An 18,459-nucleotide genomic window follows, 5' to 3' on the forward strand; every position below is an offset into this window, starting at 1 on the left:
GGCAGACGAAAAAGCCGGCCCCCCTGAGGGGACCGGCTGATTCAGCAACCAGCTAGGTGGCCGCGCTGGCGTCAGCGCGAGACCTTGCCGGCCTTGATGCACGAGGTGCAGGCGTTGAGGCGCTTCGGCGTCCCGCTCACCACGGCACGCACACGCTGGATGTTCGGGTTCCAGCGACGGGGCGTACGGCGGTGCGAGTGCGAGATGTTGTTGCCGAAGCCCGGCCCCTTGCCGCAGACGTCGCAGTTGGCAGCCACGGGTCACTCCAAAGACTTCAGATGCACTTACGGTTAATCCCGGCATGCCGAGATCAGTGCAATGATCGGAGTGGCGTTGCCAGGAGGAATGTCCCGATGTGTATCGGGCAACCGGAGCAGCATACAACGACTGCTTCGATGGAACGAAACTACCACGGACGGCCCCGCCCCCGCCCCGGGCCCCGTGTTCACCCCGGGTCTACGCTGCGTCCATCCCGGATGGTCAAGGAGGCGAACAGGTGCCGCAGAACCTCGACGCGGTCGCGGTGCGCGCCTGGTGCCGACTGGCTCTGGACGCCCTCGGCAGGGCCCGCGAGGAGATCGACGCCATCAACGTCTACCCGGTCGCCGACGGGGACACCGGGACGAACCTCTATCTGACCCTGGAGTCCGCCTCCCAGGCGGTCGACGCGGCCTTCACGGGCCACGATCCCTCCCTCCCGTCGCTGGCCGAGACGGTGCGCGCGATGGCGCACGGGGCCCTCCTCGGGGCCCGGGGGAACTCGGGCACGATCCTCTCGCAGCTGCTGCGGGGGATGGCGCAGGTCATCGGCGGCCCGGAGATCACCGGTGGCTCGCGGAGCGAGGACGGCCGGTCGCGGAGTGAGGCAGATCACGCCGACGGCCGGGTCCTCGAACGTGCGCTGCGCCGGGCCGCCGAAGCCGCGTACCAGGCGGTCGCCCACCCCGTGGAGGGCACCGTCCTGACGGTGGCCACCGCGGCGGCGGACGCGGCGGCCGACGCCGGGGACGACTGCGGGGCGGTGGCCAGAGCGGCGTACGACGGGGCCCGCAAGGCTCTGGACGCGACGCCCGGCCAGCTCGCGGTGCTCGGCCGCGCCGGAGTCGTGGACGCCGGTGGGCGGGGCCTCGTGGCGGTCCTCGGGGCGCTGGTGGGCGCCCTGTCGGGCGAGAGCGTGACCCTCAGGAGCGCGGGCGGCCCCGCCACGCGCGCCCAGGAGCCGTCGTCCGCCACGCGTGTGGAGGGCGTCGAGTGCGAGGAGCCGTCCGAGGACGGGGGCGGGCCCGCCTTCGAGGTGATCTACCTCCTGGAGGCCGACGACACCGCGGTCACCCGGCTGCGGTCGCGGCTCGACCGGCTCGGCGACTCCCTCGTCGTGGTCGGCGGCGACGGCCTCTGGAACGTCCACGTCCATGTCGACGACGCGGGTGCGGCCGTCGAGGCGGGCGTGGAGGCGGGCCGCCCGCACCGCATCCGGATCACCCACTTCGGAGTGGGTGACGCGCACACCACCGCGGCGCCGCCCCGGGAGCGTGCGCAGCGGGCCATCGTCGCCGTCGTGCCGGGGGAAGGCCTCGCCGGGCTCTACGCCGAGGCCGGGGCGACCACCGTGCCCGCGCGCGTGGGGGAGCCGCCCGCGAGCGGCGAGCTCGTCGACGCGATCCGGCGGGCCCACGCCCGCGAGGTGGTCCTCCTGCCGAACGACGAGGAGCTGCGGCACACCGCGGCCGCCGCGGCGGAACAGGCCCGCACCGAAGGCGTACGGGTCGCGCTGATCCCCACCCGCTCCGCGGTCCAGGGCATCGCGGCGCTCGCCGTGCACGCGCCCGACCGGCGTTTCGACGAGGACGTCGTCGCCATGACCTCGGCGGCCGGCGCGACGAGGTACGGCGAACTGGCCGTCGCCGAGCGGCAGTCCTGGACCATGGCGGGCATCTGCCAGGCCGGTGACGTGCTCGGCATGATCGACGGCGATGTGGCCGTGATCGGCTCCGAGGTGGCCCGCACCGCGGCCTCCGTCCTCGACCGGATGCTGTCGGCGGGCGGCGAGATGGTCACGCTGGTGCTCGGCGAATCGGTGCCCGAGGCCGTCGCGGAGCACCTGGAGAAGCATGTGCGCGAGGCGTACCTGGCGGTCGACACCGTGGTCTACCGCGGCGGACGCCAGTCGGCGCTGATGCTGATCGGCGTGGAGTAGCGCCAGGACCGGCCGCACCGCGCCGGTGCGCTGTGCGGGCCGATCCGGGGGACCTGACGCGGATTGTCAGTGGCGTGGTGTGCAATGGATCTCGTGCCCGCGCTCGAAGAACCCCTGAAGAAAGTGGTCGGCCCCGCCACCGCGAAGGTGATGGCCGAGAACCTCGACCTGCACACGGTCGGCGACCTCCTGCACCACTACCCCCGGCGGTACGCCGAGCGCGGTGAGCTCACCCGCCTCGCCGACCTCCCGCTCGACGAGCACGTCACGGTGGTCGCCCAGGTCGCGACCGCGCGCATCCTGAAGTTCAACGGCGGCAGGGGTCAGCGCCTCGAAGTCACCATCACCGACGGCAGCGGCCAGCTCCAGCTCGTCTTCTTCGGCCGTGGCATCCACAAGCCGCACAAGGACCTGCTGCCCGGCACCCGCGCGATGTTCGCGGGCAAGGTGTCGGTCTTCAACCGCAAGATGCAGCTGGCCCACCCGGCGTACGAACTGCTGAGGGCCGAGGGCGACGAGGTCGGCGAGGCCGTCGGCTCCTGGGCCGGCGCCCTCCTGCCGATCTACCCGGCCACCGCCAAGCTGGAGTCCTGGAAGATCGCCAAGTCGGTCGACATGGTCCTGCCCAGCGCCCAGGAGGCCGAGGACCCGCTGCCGCCCGCCCTCCGGGACGGCCGCGGCCTCGTCCCGCTCCCCGAAGCCCTCCTGAAGATCCACCGGCCGCACTCGAAGACGGACATCGCCGCCGCCCGCGACCGCCTCAAGTGGGACGAGGCCTTCGTCCTCCAAGTGGCCCTGGCCCGGCGGCGGTACGCGGACGCGCAACTGCCCGCCGTGGCCCGCAGGCCCAAGGACGGCGGCCTCCTCACCGCCTTCGACGCCAAGCTGCCGTTCACGCTGACCGAGGGCCAGGAGAAGGTCTCCAAGGAGATCTTCGACGACCTCGCGACCGAACACCCGATGCACCGCCTCCTCCAGGGAGAGGTCGGATCGGGCAAGGCGCAGCCGCTCGACTCGTTGGTGCTGACTCCCGAGGGTTTCCGGCCGATGGGTGACATGAGGAGCGGTGATGTCGTCGTCGTGCCCACCGGGGAGACCGCCGTCGTCAGCGGGGTCTTCCCCCAGGGAGAGCGTGACGTGTGGCGCCTGACGCTCTCCGACGGCAGCTCTGTCGAGTGTGACGACGAACACCTCTGGATCGTCGGTACCAGCTGCGGTTGGCATCGAGGCCAGCCGCCGAAGGTCCTGACGACCAGAGAGATTCGCCTGGACCTCCACAAGGCGAACGGCTCGTCGAAGTGGTATCTCCCCGCCGCGACCCCGACCGACCTGGGACACGACGAGTTGCTACCGCTCGACCCCTACCTCTTCGGTCTCTTGCTGGGCGACGGGTCGTTCCGCCACAACTTGCGGTTGTCCACGGCCGACGAGGAGATTCGCGCCGCGGCGGCCGACGCCGTGGCACCGGAATGCCGTCTGGTCCCCGTGGCCGGTTCCGCGTGCGACTACACGATTCAGCCGACACACCGTACGGGCGGCACGCGCGATCCCGTCATCCAAGTGCTGCGCGACTTGGAGCTGTGGGGTGTGACCTCACACGGGAAGTTCGTTCCCGAGATCTTCAAGAACACCTCGATCAAGAATCGACTGGCTCTGTTGCAGGGGCTACTGGACACAGGCGGCACGATTCAGGCGGACGGACTGAGCATTTCGCTGTGCTCGGCGTCTCTCCGGCTCGCTGAGGACGTCGCCTGGCTCGTGCGCTCACTGGGAGGCAGAGCCAGGGTGCTGCCGAAGAAGTCGGCATTCAACGTGTCGATCGTGTTGCCCGAGGAGTACATGCCGTTCCGGCTGACGCGCAAGGCGGAGCGCGTGTGCACGAGGCCGAAGTACAACACGTTCCGACGGGGAATCCGCAGCGTCGAGTTGGTCGGGCGGAAGCCGGTCCAGTGCATCAGCGTCGCTCACCCGAGCAGTGCGTACATCACGGACAACTTCACAGTGACGCACAACACGATGGTCGCCCTGCGCGCCATGCTCGCCGTCGTGGACGCGGGCGGGCAGGCCGCCATGCTCGCGCCCACCGAAGTGCTCGCCCAGCAGCACCACCGCTCCATCGTGGAGATGATGGGCGAGCTCGCCGAGGGCGGCATGCTGGGCGGCGCAGACCAGGCCACCAAGGTCACGCTGCTCACCGGCTCCATGGGGGCCGCCGCCCGCCGCAAGGCCCTGCTCGACCTGGCCACCGGCGAGGCCGGAATCGTCATCGGCACCCACGCGCTGATCGAGGACAAGGTCCAGTTCCACGACCTGGGCCTGGTCGTCGTCGACGAACAGCACCGCTTCGGCGTCGAGCAGCGCGACGCCCTGCGCGGCAAGGGCAAGCAGCCCCCGCACCTCCTGGTCATGACCGCCACCCCCATCCCGCGCACGGTCGCGATGACGGTCTTCGGAGACCTGGAGACCTCGGTCCTCGACCAGCTCCCGGCCGGGCGCTCACCGATCGCCAGCCACGTAGTCCCCGCCGAGGACAAGCCGCACTTCCTCGCCCGCGCGTGGGAGCGCGTGCGCGAGGAGGTGGAGAAGGGCCACCAGGCGTACGTGGTCTGCCCGCGCATCGGCGACGACGCCGACGAAGCCGCGGAGCCCAAGAAGGCCAAGAAGAAGGCCGAGGCGGAGGCCACCGCCGAGAAGCGGCCCCCGCTCGCCGTCCTCGACGTCGCCGAGCAGCTCGCGCACGGACCTCTCCAGGGGCTGAAGATCGAGGTCCTGCACGGCCGGATGCAGCCCGACGACAAGGACGCGGTCATGCGCCGCTTCGCCGCGGGCGAAACCCAGGTCCTGGTCGCGACGACGGTCATCGAGGTCGGGGTGAACGTCCCGAACGCCACCGCCATCGTCATCATGGACGCCGACCGCTTCGGCGTCTCCCAGCTGCACCAGCTCCGCGGCCGGGTCGGCCGCGGCGCGGCCCCCGGGCTCTGCCTCCTGGTCACCGACATGCCCGAGGCAGCCCCCGCCCGCGCCCGCCTCGGCGCCGTCGCCTCGACGCTCGACGGCTTCGAACTCTCCCGCATCGATCTGGAGCAGCGCCGCGAGGGCGACGTGCTCGGCCAGGCGCAGTCCGGTGTCCGCTCCTCCCTGCGCATGCTCGCGGTCATCGAGGACGAGGAGATCATCGCCGCCGCCCGCGAGGAGGCGGTCACCGTCGTCGCCGACGACCCCGAGCTCGAACGGCTGCCCGCGCTGCGCACCGCCCTGGACGCCCTGCTCGACGCGGAGCGCGAGCAGTACCTCGACAAGGGCTGACCGGGGGGTACGCCATATCGTGGAGACAGCCCACCAACGTGGCGCATACCGGCCAGCCAGAAGGAACCAGATGACCCGCGTGATCGCCGGTGCCGCCGGCGGACGCCGCCTGACCGTCCCGCCGGGCAACGGCACCCGCCCCACGTCCGACCGCGCGCGTGAGGGCCTCTTCTCCACCTGGCAGGCCCTCCAGGGCACGCTCGACGGCGCCCGCGTCCTCGATCTCTACGCGGGCTCCGGGGCCGTCGGCCTCGAAGCGCTCTCCCGCGGCGCCGCGCACACCCTGCTCGTCGAGGCGGACGCCAGGGCGGCACGGACCATCAGGGAGAACGTGAAGTCGGTCGGTCTGCCCGGCGCCGAGGTCAGAGCGGGCAAAGCCGCCCAGATCGTCCGGGGCGGGGCCCCTACCACCCCGTACGACCTGGTCTTCCTCGACCCTCCGTACGCCGTCGGCGACGACGATCTTCGGGAGATCCTCCTCACACTCCGCTCGGAGGGCTGGCTCACGCCCGAGGCGCTCGTCACCGTTGAGCGCAGTACAAGAGGCGGTGAATTCGGCTGGCCGGAGGGTTTCGAACCCCTCAGGTCCCGTCGCTACGGCGAGGGGACGTTTTGGTACGGTCGCGCCGCCTCTACGTGCGACGACTCAAGCGTCGCGCCATGACCGGACCGGAGAGCGAGGGACTCACGTTGCGCCGCGCCGTATGTCCGGGGTCTTTCGACCCCATCACCAATGGACACCTCGACATCATCGCCCGCGCCTCCAAGCTGTACGACGTGGTGCACGTCGCGGTGATGATCAACCAGTCGAAGAAGGGCCTCTTCGGGATCGACGAGCGGATCGAGCTGATCCGCCAGGTCACCGCCGACTTCGGCAACGTCGAGGTGGAGGCCTTCCACGGGCTCCTCGTCGACTTCTGCAAGCAGCGCGACATCCCGGCCATCGTCAAGGGCCTCCGCGCGGTCAGCGACTTCGACTACGAACTCCAGATGGCCCAGATGAACAACGGCCTCTCGGGCGTCGAGACCCTCTTCGTCCCGACCAACCCCACCTACAGCTTCCTCTCCTCCTCGCTGGTCAAGGAGGTCGCCGCCTGGGGCGGTGACGTCGCGCACCTGCTGCCGCCGGTGGTCCACGAGGCGCTCGTCGAACGGCTGGGCGAGAAGTGACCCTCCGCCGGGCCCACTGACGGCTCGTCACCCGGTGTCGGACGGGCGGCCACTGGCCTTACAGTCGTCCCGTCCGTCTCCCAACCAGCTGTAGAGAGTGGCGAGCACACGGTGGACGTGCAGAAGAAGATCGACGAGATCGTCCAGGCGGTCGGCAGCGCCCGGTCCATGCCCATGTCGGCCTCGTGCGTGGTCAACCGCGCCGATCTCCTCTCGATGCTCGAAGAGGTGCGCCAGGCCCTGCCGGGCTCCCTGGCCCAGGCCCAGGAGCTCATCGGCGGCCGGGAGCAGCTGGTCGAGCAGGCCCGCCAGGAGGCGCAGCGGATCATCGAGAGCGCGCACGCCGAGCGCGGCTCCCTGATCTCCGACACGGAGGTCGCCCGCAACTCCCAGGGCGAGGCCGAACGCATCCTCGCCGAGGCCAGGCAGGCCGCCGAGCAGGTCCGCGCCGAGGCCGACGACTACGTGGACAGCAAGCTTGCCAACTTCGAGGTCGTCCTCACCAAGACCCTCGGCTCGGTCGGCCGCGGCCGCGAGAAGCTCCTCGGCACCGGCCCCGGCCTCGACGAGCAGGGGTACGAGGACGAGGACGCCCCCGAGCGCAGCCACGACCCCGAGACGCTGCGCCGCGACGCCGACGCCTACGTCGACGCCAAGCTCGGCGCCTTCGAGGCGGTCCTCGCCAAGACCCTGGACGCCGTCGGCCGGGGCCGCCAGACCCTGCACGGCCGCGCCCCCGCCGACGAGCTCGGCACCCTCGGAGAGGGCCCCGGAGCCCAGGGGCACACCACCGACGCCGAGTACCTGGCGGACCTCGCGGGCCCCGCGCCCGCCGAGCAGCCCGTGCCGCGCCCGCCCGCCCAGACCCCGCCGGTCCCGGTCCAGCAGCCCTACGCGCCGCCGCAGCAGCAGCCCGACCCGTACGGGTACCAGCACCAGCACCAGCCCCAGGACCAGTACGGGTACCAGCACGCGTACGACCGGCAGGACCAGGCCTACGGCGCGCAGGACCCGTACGCGTACCAGCAGCACGATCAGTACGGCTACCCGCAGCAGGACTACGACCAGGGGCAGCCGCAGCAGCCACAGCACCAGGCGCAGCCCCAGCAGCCGGCGGCCCTCGACGAGACCAGTCTCTTCGACACGACCATGATCAGCGCGGAGCAGCTGCGCCAGTACGAGCAGGGCCGCTAGCAGTCCGAAGCGACCGGATTGGGCCGAGAGCGGATGGTCAAGTATCCTGGCTCTTCGGTCGCGCATACGTCCGCGACTCAGGCTGCCCACCCAGGCATCACTTTTGCCGCGTCGGTGCGGCGGCCCTCCCTGAAACCTTGGATTCGAAAGCAGGAACAGCCCTGAGCACGCGCCTCGACCACCGGAACCCCCTCGTGTTCGACACACACGAGCTGGGGCGGCGTCCTGGTGCCATGCAGCGGGTGACCCGCGAGATCGAGGCGCCCGGCCCGCCGAGCGCCTTCGGTATCGAAGGAGTCGTCGGAGTGCCGAAGGGCGCCCCGGTCCAGCTGGAGGTCCGTCTCGAGTCGGTCATGGAAGGGGTGCTTGTCACAGGCACCGCCCGTGCAACCGCCGAGGGGGAGTGCGTAAGGTGTCTGGAGCCGCTCGAGCTTGAGCTCGACGCGGACTTCCAGGAGATGTTCTCGTACCCTGACGCCGACGACCGGGGCCGCACCGCGGAACCGGCCGGCGACGCCGGGGAATCCCCAGAGGACGAGGACAGGCTCTACCTCGAGGACGGCATGTTCGACCTCGAGCCCGTGCTGCGTGATGCGGTGGTGCTCGCACTGCCGATGCAGCCGGTGTGCCAGGACGACTGTCCGGGCCTGTGCTCCCAGTGCGGAGTGCGGCTCGCGGACGACCCGGACCACCACCATGACGCCGTCGACATCCGTTGGGCGGCTTTGCAGGGACTCGCTGGCACCATCCAGGACGGCGAGAAGGACGAGATGAGCGGCGCCGAAGCGGAAGCGGGCGTCGACGAGAAGCAGGAGAAGTAGCCGTGGCTGTTCCGAAGCGGAAGATGTCGCGCAGCAACACGCGCCACCGCCGGTCGCAGTGGAAGGCTGCGGTCCCCACCCTGGTTTCGTGTGAGCGTTGCCAGGAGCCCAAGCAGCAGCACATCGCGTGCCCGAGCTGCGGCACCTACAACAAGCGCCAGGTCCTCGAGGTCTGAGCGGCTGGTGAGAGGCACCGTGTCTAGCCCCAAGAAGGCGGAAGACGCCAAGAAATTGGCGGAGACAACGGCCTCGTCCCACACGCTTCTGGAAGGGCGGCTCGGGTACAAGCTCGAGTCCGCCCTTCTGGTGCGTGCGCTGACCCACCGTTCGTACGCGTACGAGAACGGCGGTCTGCCGACGAATGAGCGGCTCGAGTTCCTCGGGGACTCGGTGCTCGGTCTCGTCGTCACGGACACGCTCTATCGCACCCACCCCGACCTGCCCGAAGGCCAGCTGGCCAAGTTGCGGGCCGCGGTGGTCAATTCGCGTGCGCTGGCGGAGGTCAGCCGTGGCCTCGAACTCGGCTCCTTCATCCGGCTCGGCCGGGGCGAAGAGGGCACGGGAGGCCGGGACAAGGCATCCATCCTCGCCGACACCCTGGAAGCGGTGATCGGCGCGGTCTATCTGGACCAGGGTCTGGACGCTGCGGGCGAGCTGGTGCACCGGCTCTTCGACCCGCTGATCGAGAAGTCCTCGAACCTGGGTGCGGGCCTGGACTGGAAGACCAGTCTCCAGGAGCTCACCGCGACGGAGAGCCTCGGCGTGCCCGAGTATCTCGTCACGGAGAGCGGCCCGGACCACGAGAAGACCTTTACTGCTGCCGCCCGCGTCGGAGGCGTCTCGTACGGCACCGGCACCGGCCGCAGCAAGAAGGAAGCGGAGCAGCAGGCCGCCGAGTCCGCGTGGCGCGCGATCCGTGCCGCCGCGGACGAGCGGATCAAGGCGGCCGAGGCCGCCGTCGCTGCCGCGCAGTCCGAGGGGATCGCCGACACCCCCTCGGCCTGACGGCCGCCATCCTTCGGTGCCGGTCGCCCTCTTCACGAGGGCGACCGGCACTGTGCTTTCCCGAACCCACCCACCCCACCTCTCCCGGAGCGGACATGCCCGAGCTGCCCGAAGTCGAAGTCGTCCGACGTGGTCTGGAGCGCTGGGTCAGCGGGCGGCTCATCGGTGAGGTGCAGGTGCTGCACCCGCGCGCGGTGCGGCGGCACGTGGCGGGCGGTACGGACTTCGCGGCCCGGCTGACCGGGCACCGGATGGGGCTCGCCCAGCGGCGCGGCAAGTACCTGTGGCTGCCGCTCGCCGACTCCGCGCAGTCAGTCCTGGCCCATCTGGGCATGAGCGGCCAGCTCCTGGTGCAGCCCCAGGAGGCCCCCGACGAGAAGCACCTGCGGATCCGGATGCGCTTCGCGGACGAGCAGGGCACCGAGCTCCGCTTCGTCGACCAGCGCACCTTCGGCGGGCTCTCGCTGCACGACAACACCGCCGACGGCCTCCCTGACGTCATCGCGCACATCGCGCGCGACCCGCTGGACGCCGCGTTCGACGACGACGCCTTCCATCAGGCGCTGCGCGGCCGTCGTACGACGATCAAGCGGGCGCTGCTCGACCAGTCGCTGATCAGCGGCGTCGGCAACATCTACGCGGACGAGGCGCTGTGGCGGTCGCGGCTGCACTACGAGCGGCCCACCGCCACCTTCACGCGTCCGCGCACGGCCGAACTCCTGGGCCACGTACGGGACGTGATGAACGCGGCGCTCGCCGTCGGCGGCACCAGCTTCGACAGCCTCTATGTCAACGTGAACGGCGAATCAGGCTATTTCGAGCGGTCGTTGGACGCCTACGGCCGGGAGGACAAGCCGTGCCGGCGCTGCGGGACCCCGATGCGACGGCGCCCCTGGATGAACCGGTCCAGCTACTTCTGCCCCCGCTGTCAGCGGCCGCCGCGCGTCTCGTCGTAACGCTCCCTGGCCTTGAGGACCTCGTCCTGCCTGCCCTCCACGAAGCGGATCAGGGCGAGGAGGCGCTCGGCGACGCCCTGCCCCAGCGGGGTGAGCCGGTAGTCCACGCGGGGCGGGTTGGTCGGCTGCGCCTCGCGGTGCACCAGGCCGTCGCGTTCCAGCGCGTGCAGGGTCTGGGAGAGCATCTTCTCGCTCACGCCGTCGACGCGGCGGCGCAGTTCGTTGAAACGGAACGTGCCGTCGTGCAGGGCTCCGAGGGTGAGGGCTCCCCAGCGACCGGTGACGTGCTCCAGCGTGCTGCGCGAGGGGCACTGCCGGGAGAACACGTCGTACGCCAGGTCCGCGTGTTCCGCGCGGCCACCATGGGATTCCATACGCTCCAGCTTACTCCCGCACAGCGCTAACCATTGGTTAGCGCTTGCCTGGGATTACGAGCGCCGTTCGCGGCCCCGCCCGTCAGAAGCCGAAGTCCTGCGTCCACCACGGGCCGCCCGGGCCGAAGTGCACACCGACGCCCACGGTCTTGTAGTCGCAGTTGAGGATGTTGGCGCGGTGGCCCGCGCTGTTCATCCAGGCGTCCATCACGGACCGGGCGTCGGCCTGCCCGCGGGCGATGTTCTCGCCGCCGAGGCCGGAGATGCCGGCCTTCTCGGCGCGGTCCCACGGCGTCGCGCCGTCCGGGTCCGTGTGGCTGAAGAAGTCGCGCTCGGCCATGTCGGCGCTGAAGTCGCCGGCCAGCGCCGCGAGCCGGTCGTCGGCCCGCAGGGGACGGCAGCCGGCCTTGGCCCGCTCCGCGTTGACCAGCGTGATCACCTCGGCCTCGGCCTTGACCTCGTCGGTCGAGGAGGACGTGTCCGCCGGGGGGGCCTTGGGCTTCTCCGCAGGCGTACGGGACGGGCTCGGCGTCGCCTTCTTGCCGGTGTCCGGCTTCGGCGCCCGCGGCGACGGCTTCTCGGACGGTGCCTTCGAGGGCTTGGGGCCGGCCTTGGACGGCTCGGCCTTGGGTTCGGGCTTGGGGGCGGCCTCGGAGCGGCCGGCGCCACGGCTCGGCGAGGGCTCGGCGCGCTCGGCGGTGCCGTGCGAACCGCCCTGGGTGTCGACCCCGGTCGGCGCGGCAGCGGAGCGTACGTTGCCGGAGTCGTCCCCGCCGCCGAGGCGGTAGCTGTCGCTGCCCGGCAGTACGCCCGCGGCGACCGCGACGGCGCCCATCGCGACGGCGGCCGAGACGCCAAGCAGGCCCGTGCGGACCGGGGCGGAGGCGCGGCCCCCGCGGCGGTGCGGCACCGCCCCCGGACGGTCCTCAGGGGTGGCGGCCTGTCCAGCGCCGGAGCGTCGGTGGCGTCCCATCTCCTGGCCTTTCGTCCTTATGATCAACGTGACTCACCCATATGGGTGAGGCTCATCGAGTCGCGACTGTACGCGATGACGCATGGGGACGAAGTGCTCCCAGAGCAATTGGCCGGTTAGCGTGCAGGCATGAACGAAGACGTGCGACTCACCGCCTGGGTGCGAGGACGCGTACAGGCCGTGGGATTCCGTTGGTTCACCCGGGCCAAGGCCCTGGAGATCGGCGGGCTGAGTGGTTTTGCTCTCAATCTGGAGGACGGCCGCGTACAGGTGGTCGCCGAAGGCCCACGGCCGGGCTGCCAGAAGCTGCTCGACTGGCTCCGTGACGGCGACACACCCGGGCGGGTCGACGGTGTCACCGAGATCTGGGACACACCACGTGGCATATACGAGAGCTTCGCCATTCGGTGACCGTGACCCGCGAAGACGCCCCCGGGGCGGGACGGCGGGGTGCGCAGCGGGTGTCCCGGGCAACTGCCTGAGGCAGAAAAGACCTGGTGGTTGCCAAGAACCCCTTGCCGTGGCAGGCTCCGCGAGTAAGGATGATCTCCACGCCCCCAGGGCCCCGCAGGAGAGGCAGCGCCGCCCGTTCCCAGGCCGCGCACCCCCGGGCAGCCCGCCGATACGGGGCGTGATCGTGTTGACCGTCAAACTTTTTGGTGAGACTCTGGAAGCCCCGCGCACCTTAGCTGTTTGGCATGTGAGAACGGCCGGCAAGACCCAGCAGAACAAAGAGTGCCAAGCACCGCGGGTGCGAATCCCTCACGACCCACACCGCTTCGGTCGGTCACTCATTGTGGAGGACCATCCATCATGGCAAAGGCGCTTCTCGGTTACGTCGGCGGCAGCGACCCGCGACTCCTCGCCGAGATGCGACGGCTCCAGCAGCGCGTCCAGGACCTGGAATCCGAGCTCGGTCGGATCCAGGCGGAGAACGACGCGCTGGCGGCTGCCGCTTCTCACGAATCGCTCCTGGAGAGCATCGACGTACCCCAGGCGGAGCCTGCGCTCACCTGACCATCCCATCGATCACGTATTCACAGGGCTTTGTGCGCGATTAGCCGCTGCCCCTGATAAGCAACCGGTCAGGCTGTTCGTGTCAGCCGCTTGATTCAAGATCTGCAAGGGACGCTTCGGCGTCCCTTCTTTCTTTCCGGCCCCTGTGCGTTCCCGCATATGCCACTTCCTTTACCGTCTGATGTGCCCTGCACCTTCATCGGTGAAACGGCCACTGAAGGTAGAGTCCGACGGCGTGCATCTCAAGGCCCTTACCCTGCGCGGATTCAAGTCCTTCGCGTCCGCCACGACGCTGAAGTTCGAACCGGGCATCACCTGCGTCGTCGGACCCAACGGTTCCGGCAAGTCCAACGTCGTGGACGCGCTCAGCTGGGTCATGGGTGAACAGGGCGCCAAATCCCTGCGCGGCGGCAAGATGGAGGACGTCATCTTCGCCGGCACCACCGGGCGCCCCCCGCTCGGCCGCGCCGAGGTCTCCCTCACCATCGACAACTCCGACGGCGCGCTGCCCATCGAGTACGCCGAGGTCACCATCACGCGGATCATGTTCCGCAACGGCGGCAGCGAGTACCAGATCAATGGCGACACCTGCCGCCTCCTCGACATCCAGGAACTGCTCTCCGACTCCGGCATCGGACGCGAGATGCACGTCATCGTCGGACAGGGGCAGCTCGACGGCGTGCTGCACGCCGACCCGATGGGACGACGCGCGTTCATCGAGGAGGCCGCGGGCGTCCTCAAGCACCGCAAGCGCAAGGAGAAGGCGCTCCGCAAGCTCGACGCGATGCAGGCCAACCTCGCACGCGTCCAGGACCTCACCGACGAGCTGCGGCGCCAGCTCAAGCCGCTGGGCAGGCAGGCCGCGGTGGCCCGCCGGGCCGCCGTCATCCAGGCCGATCTGCGCGATGCCCGCCTGCGACTGCTCGCCGACGATCTCGTACGGCTGCGCGAGGCGCTGAACGCCGAGGTCGCCGACGAGGCCGCGCTCAAGGAGCGCAAGGAGCGCGCCGAGGCCGAACTGAAGGCCGCCCTGCACCGCGAGGCGCAGCTGGAGGAGGAGGTGCGGCGCCTCTCCCCGCGCCTGCAGCGGGCCCAGCAGACCTGGTACGAGCTGTCCCAGCTGGCCGAGCGGGTGCGCGGCACCGTCTCGCTGGCCGACGCGCGGGTCACGAGCGCCACCGCGGCGCCGCCCGAGGAGCGGCGCGGGCGCGACCCCGAGGACATGGAGCGCGAGGCCGCCCGGATCCGCGAGCAGGAGGCCGAGCTCGAAGCCGCCCTGGAGGCCGCCGAGCACGCACTGGAGGACACGGTCGCCCACCGGGCCGAACTGGAGCGGCAGCTGGCGGCAGAGGAGCACAGGCTCAAGGACGTGGCGCGGGCCATCGCCGACCGGCGTGAAGGGCTCGCCCGACTGCACGGACAGGTCAACGCCGCCCGTTCGCGCGCCTCGTCGGCGCAGGCCGAGATCGACCGCCTCGCCGTCGCCCGGGACGAGGCCGCGGAGCGCGCGGTCGCGGCCCAGGAGGAGTACGAGCAGCTCAAGGCCGAGGTCGACGGGCTCGACGCGGACGACGCCGAGCTCGGCGAGCGGCACGACGCGGCGAAGCGGGAGCTCGCCGAGGCCGAGGCCGCGCTCACCGCGGCACGGGAGGCGGCGACCGCGGCCGAGCGCGAACGGGCCGCCGTCGCCGCCCGGCACGACGCGCTCGCGCTCGGCCTGCGGCGCAAGGACGGCACCGGCGCGCTGCTCGCCGCCAAGGACCAGCTCGCCGGGGTGCTCGGCCCGGCCGCCGCGCTGCTCTCCGTGGCGCCCGGTTTCGAGGTGCCGGTCGCGGCCGCGCTCGGTGCCTGCGCCGACGCCGTCGCGGTGAGCGGCCCCGGCACGGCCGCCGAGGCCATCCGGCTGCTCCGCAAGCAGGACGCGGGGCGTGCGGCGCTGCTCCTCGGCGGCGCCCCGGAGGAGCCGCGCGCGGAGCGCTCCGAGGGGCCGCCGCCCGTCGCCGATCTCGTGCGGGGCCCCGATGAGCTGCTGCCCGCCGTGCGGCGGCTCCTTCGGGGATTCGTCGCGGTGGGCACCCTTGAGGACGCCGAGGACCTGGTCTACGCCCGCCCGGAGCTGACCGCCGTCACCGCTGATGGGGACCTGCTGGGGGCGCACTTCGCGCAGGGCGGTTCCGCGGGGGCGCCGAGCCTGCTCGAAGTGCAGGCATCCGTCGACGAGGCCGCCGCCGAGCTGGAGGAACTGGGTGCGCGGTGCGAGGAGTTGGCGCGGGAGCAGCGGCGCGCGGGGGAGCGGCGCGACGAATGCGCCGCGCTCGTCGAGGAGTTGGGGGAGCGGCGCAGGGCCGCCGACCGCGAGAAGTCGTCCGTGGCCCAGCAGCTGGGGCGGCTCGCCGGGCAGGCGCGGGGCGCGGCGGGGGAGGCGGAGCGGTCCGCCGCCGCGGCGGCCAAGGCGCAGGACGCGCTGGACAAGGCCGTCGAGGAGGCCGAGGAACTCGCCGAGCGGCTCACCGTCGCACAGGAGGCGTCCCCCGCGGGGGACGAGGAGGAGCCCGACAGCTCCGTGCGCGACCGCCTCGCCGCCGACGGGGCCAACGCCCGGCAGACCGAGATGGAGGCGCGGCTCCAGGCCCGTACGCACGAGGAGCGGGTCAAGGCCCTCGCGGGCCGGGCCGACTCCCTGGACCGGGGAGCCCGCGCCGAACGTGAGGCACGCGCGCGTGCCGAACAGCGTAGGGCCCGGCTGCGCCACGAGGCGGCGGTCGCCGGGGCCGTCGCGTCCGGCGGGCGCCAGCTGCTCGCTCACGTCGAGGTGTCCCTCGTACGGGCCGAGGAGGAGCGGGCCGCGGCCGAGCGCGCCAAGGAGGTCAGGGAGCGCGAGCTGGCCGCCGCGCGGAACCAGGGCAGGGAGCTCAAGGCGGAACTCGACAAATTGACTGATTCAGTTCACCGCGGCGAGGTACTGGGTGCCGAGAAGCGGCTGCGGATCGAGCAGCTTGAGGCCAAGGCACTGGAGGAGCTCGGTGTGGAACCGGCGGGACTCGTGGCCGACTACGGCCCGGATCAGCTCGTGCCGCCCTCGCCCCCCGCCGAGGGCGAGGAGCTGCCCGACGATCCGGCGCATCCGCGCAACCAGCCGGTGCCGTTCGTCCGCGGTGAGCAGGAGAAGCGGCTCAGGTCAGCCGAACGGGCGTATCAGCAGCTCGGAAAAGTGAATCCGCTGGCGCTCGAGGAGTTCGCGGCGCTGGAGGAACGGCACAAGTTCCTGAGCGAGCAGCTCGAAGACCTGAAGAAGACACGGACGGACCTCCTCCAGGTGGTGAAGGAGGTCGACGAACGGGTCGAGCAGGTCTTCACCGAGGCCTACTACGACACGGCCCGGCAGTTCGAGGGCGTCTTCTCGCGGCTTTTCCCCGGCGGTGAGGGCCGGCTGGTCCTGACCGACCCGGACAACATGCTCACCACCGGCGTGGACGTCGAGGCCCGGCCGCCCGGCAAGAAGGTCAAGCGGCTCTCGCTGCTGTCCGGCGGTGAACGGTCGCTGACGGCCGTGGCGCTGCTCGTTTCGATCTTCAAGGCGCGACCGAGTCCGTTCTACGTGATGGACGAGGTCGAGGCGGCGCTCGACGACACCAACCTGCAGCGGCTCATCCGCATCATGCAGGAGCTGCAGGAGGCCTCGCAGCTCATCGTGATCACGCACCAGAAGCGCACGATGGAGGTCGCCGACGCGCTCTACGGCGTCTCGATGCAGGGTGACGGCGTCTCGAAGGTGATCAGTCAGCGGCTCCGCTAGGCGCTCTACAAGACTTCAATACTTGAACGAACCAGGCCTCAAAGTGCCCACAAATTCACAACGACCCACCTCTTGACTTCGTAACTTGAAGACATAGTCTCTGCAATGTTGCTTTTACCTTCAGGTGGTGGGCGGCGTGAAGTTGTGCGCCACTTGAAGAGCTCGCCCCCACCCCCGGCGACGCTGCCGGTGGCCCGAGGAGTACACGTGACCAGCACATCGCAGGTGCCTCAGTCCGGAGCCAGAGAGGCCCACCCGGACCATCTCGGACATGTCATCTTCATTACGGCGGCCGCCGCGATGGGTGGCTTCCTGTTCGGCTACGACAGTTCGGTGATCAATGGCGCGACCGTCGCCATCCAGCACCGCTTCGACGTCGACGCCAACGTGCTCGGCTGGATCATCGCCACCGCGTTGCTCGGCTGCGCCGTGGGCGCCGCGGTGGCCGGACGCATCGCCGACCGCATCGGCCGCATCCGCTGCATGCAGATCGCCGCCGTGCTCTTCGCGGCCAGCGCCGTCGGCTCGTCCCTGCCCTTCGCGGCCTGGGACCTCACGGTGTGGCGCCTGATCGGCGGCATCGGCATCGGTATGGCCTCGGTGATCGGCCCGGCGTACATCGCCGAGGTCGCGCCGCCCGCCTACCGCGGCCGGCTCGCCTCGTTCCAGCAGGCCGCGATCGTCATCGGCATCGCCGTCTCCCAGCTGGTCAACTGGGGCATCCTGAACATGGCCGACGGCGACCAGCGCGGCAAGCTGATGGGCCTTGAGGCCTGGCAGTGGATGCTCGGCGTCATGCTGGTTCCGGCCCTGATCTACGGCCTGCTGTCCTTCATCATCCCGGAGTCGCCGCGCTTCCTGGTCTCCGCGGGCAAGAAGAACGAGGCCAAGAAGGTCCTCGGCGAGGTCGAGGGCACCTCCATCGACCTCGACGCGCGCGTCGACGAGATCGAGCGGGGCCTGCACCGCGAGCACAAGCCGTCCTTCAAGGACCTGCTCGGCAAGGTCGGCTTCCTGCCGATCGTCTGGATCGGCATCGGGCTCTCGGTCTTCCAGCAGCTCGTCGGCATCAACGTGATCTTCTACTACTCGAACCAGCTGTGGCAGTCGATCGGCAAGGACCCGTCCAGCTCGTTCCTGTACTCGTTCGAGACGTCGATCGTGAACATCATCGGTACCGTCATCGCGATGATCTTCGTCGACCGCATCGGCCGCAAGCCGCTCGCGATCATCGGCTCGGCGGGCATGGCGGTGGCGCTGTTCACCATGGCATGGGCCTTCTCGTACCGGTCCGGCTCCGGCGACGACGTCTCGCTGCCCAACGCGCAGGGCCTGACCGCGATCATCGCCGCCAACGCCTTCGTGCTCTTCTTCGCCCTCTCCTGGGGCGTGGTGGTCTGGGTGCTGCTCGGCGAGATCTTCCCGAACCGGCTCCGCGCCGCCGCGCTCGGTGTGGCCGCGTCGGCCCAGTGGCTCGCCAACTTCGCGATCACCAAGACGTTCCCGAGCATGTCCGAGTGGTCGCTGACCGGCTCGTACATCATCTATGGCGCCTTCGCCGCCATCTCGATCCCCTTCGTCATGAAGTTCGTCAAGGAGACGAAGGGCAAGGCCCTGGAGGAGATGGGCTAAACCCCCGCTGCCCCC

General features: G+C 70.6%; 16 protein-coding genes. 13 read left to right on the plus strand and 3 right to left on the minus strand.

What is annotated here, in order from left to right; all coding sequences use genetic code 11:
- Positions 1-71: 71 nt before the first annotated feature.
- On the minus strand, positions 72-257 hold the full coding sequence (gene rpmB / locus ACFVYR_RS10170; RefSeq protein WP_016642993.1) for a 50S ribosomal protein L28: 186 nt from the start codon (positions 255-257) through the stop codon (positions 72-74).
- A gap of 212 nt (positions 258-469) precedes the next feature.
- On the opposite strand from rpmB, the gene ACFVYR_RS10175 reads away from it, so the two are divergent.
- From ACFVYR_RS10175 to mutM, 9 genes are all read left to right on the plus strand, one after another.
- Positions 470-2,197: a DAK2 domain-containing protein gene (locus tag ACFVYR_RS10175; RefSeq protein WP_384250215.1), complete on the plus strand. Its 1,728-nt coding sequence runs from the start codon at positions 470-472 to the stop codon at positions 2,195-2,197.
- Between the two features lie 84 nt (positions 2,198-2,281).
- Positions 2,282-5,506, plus strand: coding sequence for a helicase-related protein (locus tag ACFVYR_RS10180; RefSeq protein WP_384249963.1), 3,225 nt, complete (start codon positions 2,282-2,284; stop codon positions 5,504-5,506).
- A 70-nt stretch (positions 5,507-5,576) separates the two neighbouring features.
- Positions 5,577-6,170 carry a 16S rRNA (guanine(966)-N(2))-methyltransferase RsmD gene (gene rsmD, locus ACFVYR_RS10185; protein ID WP_384249965.1) on the plus strand — a complete coding sequence of 198 codons (594 nt, stop codon included), beginning with the start codon at positions 5,577-5,579 and terminating at the stop codon, positions 6,168-6,170.
- 26 nt (positions 6,171-6,196) lie between these two features.
- A complete protein-coding gene (gene coaD / locus ACFVYR_RS10190) occupies positions 6,197-6,676 on the plus strand; it encodes a pantetheine-phosphate adenylyltransferase (RefSeq protein ID WP_384250217.1) in 480 nt (159 codons plus the stop codon).
- Positions 6,677-6,787: 111 nt separating this feature from the next.
- Positions 6,788-7,870 carry a cell division initiation protein gene (locus ACFVYR_RS10195; RefSeq protein ID WP_384249968.1) on the plus strand — a complete coding sequence of 361 codons (1,083 nt, stop codon included), beginning with the start codon at positions 6,788-6,790 and terminating at the stop codon, positions 7,868-7,870.
- A gap of 137 nt (positions 7,871-8,007) precedes the next feature.
- Entirely contained in the window at positions 8,008-8,691 is a 684-nt protein-coding gene (locus tag ACFVYR_RS10200) for a YceD family protein (protein WP_384249970.1), read from the plus strand.
- 2 nt (positions 8,692-8,693) lie between these two features.
- Positions 8,694-8,867, plus strand: a complete 174-nt coding sequence (gene rpmF, locus ACFVYR_RS10205; protein ID WP_026165248.1) for a 50S ribosomal protein L32 — start codon at positions 8,694-8,696, stop codon at positions 8,865-8,867.
- Between the two features lie 7 nt (positions 8,868-8,874).
- On the plus strand, positions 8,875-9,696 hold the full coding sequence (gene rnc, locus ACFVYR_RS10210; RefSeq protein WP_384249973.1) for a ribonuclease III: 822 nt from the start codon (positions 8,875-8,877) through the stop codon (positions 9,694-9,696).
- A gap of 95 nt (positions 9,697-9,791) precedes the next feature.
- A complete protein-coding gene (gene mutM / locus ACFVYR_RS10215) occupies positions 9,792-10,652 on the plus strand; it encodes a bifunctional DNA-formamidopyrimidine glycosylase/DNA-(apurinic or apyrimidinic site) lyase (RefSeq protein ID WP_384249975.1) in 861 nt (286 codons plus the stop codon).
- On the opposite strand, the gene ACFVYR_RS10220 is transcribed toward mutM, so the two are convergent.
- Positions 10,625-11,026, minus strand: coding sequence for a winged helix-turn-helix transcriptional regulator (locus tag ACFVYR_RS10220; protein ID WP_384249978.1), 402 nt, complete (start codon positions 11,024-11,026; stop codon positions 10,625-10,627). The two genes, mutM and ACFVYR_RS10220, sit on opposite strands and share 28 nt — an antisense overlap.
- A gap of 82 nt (positions 11,027-11,108) precedes the next feature.
- Positions 11,109-11,999, minus strand: coding sequence for a CAP domain-containing protein (locus ACFVYR_RS10225; protein ID WP_384249980.1), 891 nt, complete (start codon positions 11,997-11,999; stop codon positions 11,109-11,111).
- 129 nt (positions 12,000-12,128) lie between these two features.
- Between ACFVYR_RS10225 and ACFVYR_RS10230 the strand changes: the two genes are divergently transcribed.
- The 4 genes from ACFVYR_RS10230 (at position 12,129) to ACFVYR_RS10245 (ending at position 18,444) form a co-directional block, all read left to right on the plus strand.
- Positions 12,129-12,410, plus strand: a complete 282-nt coding sequence (locus ACFVYR_RS10230) for an acylphosphatase (protein WP_384249983.1) — start codon at positions 12,129-12,131, stop codon at positions 12,408-12,410.
- A gap of 402 nt (positions 12,411-12,812) precedes the next feature.
- On the plus strand, positions 12,813-13,016 hold the full coding sequence (locus ACFVYR_RS10235; protein ID WP_055551056.1) for a hypothetical protein: 204 nt from the start codon (positions 12,813-12,815) through the stop codon (positions 13,014-13,016).
- Positions 13,017-13,251: 235 nt separating this feature from the next.
- Positions 13,252-16,812, plus strand: coding sequence for a chromosome segregation protein SMC (gene smc / locus ACFVYR_RS10240; RefSeq protein ID WP_384249986.1), 3,561 nt, complete (start codon positions 13,252-13,254; stop codon positions 16,810-16,812).
- A gap of 207 nt (positions 16,813-17,019) precedes the next feature.
- Complete coding sequence (locus tag ACFVYR_RS10245; RefSeq protein ID WP_384249989.1) at positions 17,020-18,444, plus strand: sugar porter family MFS transporter; 1,425 nt, start codon at positions 17,020-17,022, stop codon at positions 18,442-18,444.
- Positions 18,445-18,459: the final 15 nt, after the last annotated feature.

This window comes from Streptomyces sp. NPDC058284, from assembly GCF_042881135.1.
Taxonomy (GTDB): domain Bacteria; phylum Actinomycetota; class Actinomycetes; order Streptomycetales; family Streptomycetaceae; genus Streptomyces.